4 protein-coding genes and 2 pseudogenes are annotated in these 4665 nt (G+C 47.4%); all 6 read left to right on the top strand.

What is annotated here, in order from left to right:
* Positions 1-265 (top strand): annotated as a pseudogene (locus lacNas_RS03140) (MFS transporter); the annotation flags it as partial.
* A gap of 125 nt (positions 266-390) precedes the next feature.
* On the top strand, positions 391-1431 hold the full coding sequence (locus lacNas_RS03135) for a YdcF family protein (RefSeq protein WP_201330207.1): 1041 nt from the start codon (positions 391-393) through the stop codon (positions 1429-1431).
* 254 nt (positions 1432-1685) lie between these two features.
* On the top strand, positions 1686-2240 hold the full coding sequence (locus lacNas_RS03130) for a ribonuclease H family protein (RefSeq protein WP_244661410.1): 555 nt from the start codon (positions 1686-1688) through the stop codon (positions 2238-2240).
* A gap of 210 nt (positions 2241-2450) precedes the next feature.
* Positions 2451-3044 (top strand): annotated as a pseudogene (locus lacNas_RS14140) (IS607 family transposase); the annotation flags it as partial.
* 24 nt (positions 3045-3068) lie between these two features.
* Entirely contained in the window at positions 3069-3791 is a 723-nt protein-coding gene (locus lacNas_RS14135; protein ID WP_307865698.1) for a ribonuclease H family protein, read from the top strand.
* 133 nt (positions 3792-3924) lie between these two features.
* A complete protein-coding gene (locus lacNas_RS03120; RefSeq protein WP_201330963.1) occupies positions 3925-4410 on the top strand; it encodes a GNAT family N-acetyltransferase in 486 nt (161 codons plus the stop codon).
* Positions 4411-4665: the final 255 nt, after the last annotated feature.

The raw sequence follows: 4665 nt of genomic DNA, 5'->3' as shown, positions 1-4665 counted from the left end.
TGGCTTGGGCCAAGGCTTGATCATGAGCCCGCTGACGGTAGCCGGGGTCGCCGGAACCAGAGGCGACATTGCTGGGGCCGCATCTGGCGCCGTCAACACCTTCCACCAAATCGGCGGTGCGGTTGGCCTGGCAATTATTTCCGCTCTTGTTGCCGGGGCGGCCAGTCCGCAGGCAACGATTGACCGTGCACAATGGGGGATGGTTGCTTTGGCTGTCATCACGCTTTTGGCAGGGTTGAACATCTTGCGCGGCAAACATGAATAATCACAAAAACGGTTCTGAACTCAAAATTCAGAGCCGTTTATTTTTGCATAAAAAAGCTGCTAGGACATTGTTAAATTAGATGTTATGATTAATAGACAAAAATCTATTGATTTGGAGTGGGAATAATGAGGGATATTATATCGAAAATTCTGCCGACAGTCTTTTGGTGCGGCCTTTTCGCGTATTCGATGTACCGGGACCGGAGCAGGTATCGAAATGTCGTCTTGCTTCTTTTGACCGGCATGTCGGTTCTGGGTTTCATCTATTCGCTTTTCAGCTCAGAAGTCAGCGGCGTTTTGGTCCTAATTACGACGATCTTGGTTGCCCTGGCTTTCTTGATCTTGCCCTTTTTCTTGTTTGTCAACGGCTTGTACATGATCAAGCGGGAGGGGCGGTCACTAGGCAATCTTTTGTCCTTTTTACTAGGCCTAGTTTTAATTGCCGGTGAGCTGTCACTTTTTCTCTGGCTTTTCAGCATCTTGGTTGCTCCAGAAGTTGGAATTAACATGAAGGCTCTGGTGCCGTATTCGCAATTTTTTGCCTTCTACGGGCTTTCGACCGGCTACCTCTCGGTCACCTTCGTGTCTTTCTTGCTTTATTGTCTCTTTTTGCAGATTATTCCGCACCGCCGGGATTTCGATTACGTGATAATTCACGGGGCAGGCATTAAGAAAGATGGCACCGTGACTAAACTGCTGGCCGACCGCTGCGACAAAGCCATTGAAATCTACCGAAAGGATCCGACCTCGCCTTACCTGGTACCTTCGGGCGGGCAGGGCAGCGATGAGGTGTGCAGCGAAGCGGAAGCAATGCGCAAGTATCTTGTATCTCAAGGCATCCCTGAAGACAAGATCTTGCTGGAGGACAAATCCAAGACAACCATGGAGAACGTGACTTTTTCCAAAGACTTGATTGAAAAAAGACCCGGCCGCAAGTATACGGCATTGGTGACCAGCAACTACCACATTTACCGGGCTATGCGCTACGCTAAAAGAGCACAGCTTAAGGCTGTCGGGATCGGCTCCCGCGTCGCGCCTTACTATTACCCAAGTGCCTTGATCCGTGAATTTGTGGCGGTTCACAAAGAGCGCAAGCACTTGATCCTTTTTGCCATTGGCTATCTGCTTTGCGTCAGTCCAGTCATCGTCATCATGCTGACGGCTTAGCGATGACTTTTAGCTGCAAAGCTATCTCCTTGGCTGGAGAACAAATACATCTAAAAAACGTGCTAAACAAGCAGAATTTGTTTGGCACGTTTTTTTGCGTTCTAAAGCGGCGATATTTTTGATTTAGAAAATATCAAGAAATATATTTAAAGCATTGACATAACGTATGCAGGAATGTACAATAAACTTGTCAATTGAAGCAGAAGTGTTTCAAGGATAAAAAGTAATTTTTTATGACTAATGGAGGAAATATTATGTTTAAGCAAGAAAAAAATAGTATCATCGACGAGCTTGAAGCAGAACAACTTGAATCCGAATACGATGCCTGGATTTTTACCGACGGTGGCTGCCGCAACAACGGCAACAATGCAGGTGAACACGTTTTGCCAACTGACAAGGCAGCATGGGCATACGTGATCTTGCATGATGGACATGCCATGACCGCTACTGGCGGCAAAGTCGGAGCTACTAACAACCAGATGGAAATGACAGCTGTTCTTGAAAGCTTGAAGGCTCTTGAAGACATGGGACTTAGCCAGAAGAAGCTGCTGCTTTCCTTAGATTCAGACTATGTTCGCAAAGCCCTCAGTGACTCTGCCAATGGGACTGCTTGGATCAAAGGATGGAAAAAACGGGGCTGGAGAAATTCCAATGGGAAAGCAGTTGCCAACCAGGACTTGTGGAAGGAAATTGACAAGGAAATTTCTAAGTTCTCAGATTTGACTTTGAAGCACGTCCCTGGCCATGCTGATAGCGATGGCAACAACCTGGCTGACGCCCTTGTTAATGAACAGATGGACGAGATGTAACAATTTTCTTTTTTCATCGACAGCATCCCTCTCGCGCGGATCATTCTGCGAAGAAGGATGCTTTTTTCTTTGCACCTTGAAAAAGTCGCGGCCTAGAAGTTAATTGCAATCAGTGGCAGCCATTCATATCCATTATTATGTGTAACTGCTAACAGCAAGTATGCAAGTCATGTTATACTAGTAGCAAACAATGTGAAGGGGCCTTTTATCGTGAAGAAATACAAAGTAGGCGAAGCTGCTGAAATCCTTGACGTCTCTGTTGCTACCTTGCAAAGGTGGGACCGCGAAGGCAAGCTTAAGGCTGAAAGAAGTGCCACAAATCGGCGCTACTATACGCAAGAGCAGCTTAACGAGTATCTTGGCGCTGCTAATAGTGACGGCAGAATAAACGTGATCTATGCCCGCGTGTCGGCTGCTTGGGCAAGCGATGATTTGGCCAAGCAGGAGAATTTTTTGCTGGACTACTGTAACGCCAACGGCATTACTGTGGGCGAAAGTATGTCAGACACTGGCAGCGGTCTGAATTTTAACCGTCCGGAATGGAACCAGCTCTTGCAGAAAGTTGAAGACCGCGAGGTCAACAAGATCTACGTGACCCATAAAGATCGCTTCGTTCGCTTAGGCTTTGACTGGTTTGCCAATTTCTGCAAACGCCATGGAAGTGAAATCATGGTCATCAATAACCCTGCGACCAGCCCAAGCCAAGAACTGCTGGATGACCTGGTAAGCATCATCAATCTTTTCTCCAGCCGCTTGCCGGGGCTGCACCGTTACAAGGCAGAGATCAAGAATGATCAGGAGCTGGAAGCCGCAGACCAAGTTGTGGATATTGACACTCAGCAAGAAGAAAAATCGCAAAAAACTTATGCCGTCAGAAAAGGCCGTCAACCTGGCATCTATTACAGTTGGCCGGAAGCTGAAAAACAGGTAAACGGCTTCCCGGGAGCTGAATACAAGTCCTTCAGCCGCGAGGCGGAGGCCTTGAACTACTTGAAGCTGGATCCGGCTGATCTGCAAAAAGAGGCTAAGCAGGAGCCAGAATACGATAAGAATGATTATTCCGCCGTTATTTATACCGGTGGCGCCTGCCGCAGCACGGGCTTGAGAAAAGGCGGCCATGTCCAAGATAGCGATAAGGCTGCTTGGGCCTACATGATCGAGCATGATGGCCAGCAGCTGGCTGATAGTGCCGGCCGTTTGGGCGCTACCAACAACGAAATGGAAATGACGGCTTTTCTGGAAAGCTTGAAGAAGCTGGAACAGCTGGGTCTGACCCAGCAGCCTTTGCTGTTTGTCTTGAACTCCCAGTACGTTATCAAGTCGGTCAGCGACACGGATCAAGGCCCAGCCTGGATGAAGAGCTGGAAAAAGCGGGACTGGAAGACAGCCAACGGAAAACCAGTGGCCAACCAGGAACTCTGGCAGGAAATTGACCGTGAACTGGCCAAGTTTGATAGCTCCAAGCTGAAATTTGAATGGTTAAGAAGCACTGTCAGCAATGCTGGCAGCGACTTCGTCGACAACTTGCTGATAAAGCGCATGGCAGAATGAGAAGTCCAGGTTGCCAGCAATTCGCTAACTAATTTTTCTATAGACAGAAGAGAGAGCTTTTTGCTATTATCGTAAGAAAAACGGAAAAGGTGATTTTTTGATTAGGAAAGCGCAAGCTAAGGATGTTGATGCTGTGGCTGACATTTACAGCCATATTCACGACTTCGAGGAAGCAGGGAAGGTAGAAATTGGCTGGGACAGAGCGATTTACCCAACTAGAAATACCGCACAGGACGCACTGGAAAGAGGCGATCTTTTCGTCTTAGAGGATGACCAGGGCAAGGTCGTTGCAACCGCCATTATCAACGATAAGCAGGTTGATGCTTATGCGCAGGGAAACTGGGAGTACGCGGCCAAAGACGATGAAGTCATGGTGCTGCATACTTTGGTGGTTGATCCATACGCATCTCACCGCGGTTACGGGAAGGCTTTTGTAGCTTTTTATGAAGACTACGCGCGGAAGGCTGGTGCCCGCTACCTGCGCATGGATACCAACGCCCACAACAAGAATGCCCGGGGAATGTACAAGAAACTTGGCTACAAGGAAATAGGAATCATTCCATGCAACTTTAACGGACTTAAGGACATCCCGCTTGTTCTTTTGGAAAAGAAGCTGTAACAGAGCAATATCAAAGCAAAAGCCGCATCCCAACTGAAAAGGGATGCGGCTTTTTTGACTTTCAAATAAAAATTGTCTGCCAGGCGACAGACAGGCAAAAGAGCATAATACTAGTGGCGAAAAACGTACTTAATGTGTTTGATTATATGTAAGAGATAGCAGGTAGGTTTTAAGTTGAATTAGCGTAAGGAAAGCCAGAACTTTGCTTTAGGTTAGAGCGCAAATTTTAGTCATACTACAGAAACATATGTTTGG

It is taken from the genome of Lactobacillus nasalidis, assembly GCF_016587775.1.
GTDB classification, from domain to species: Bacteria; Bacillota; Bacilli; order Lactobacillales; family Lactobacillaceae; genus Lactobacillus; species Lactobacillus nasalidis.
The sequence above is the reverse complement of the archived record's forward strand: the minus strand, read 5'-3'. Positions and strand labels throughout refer to the sequence as shown.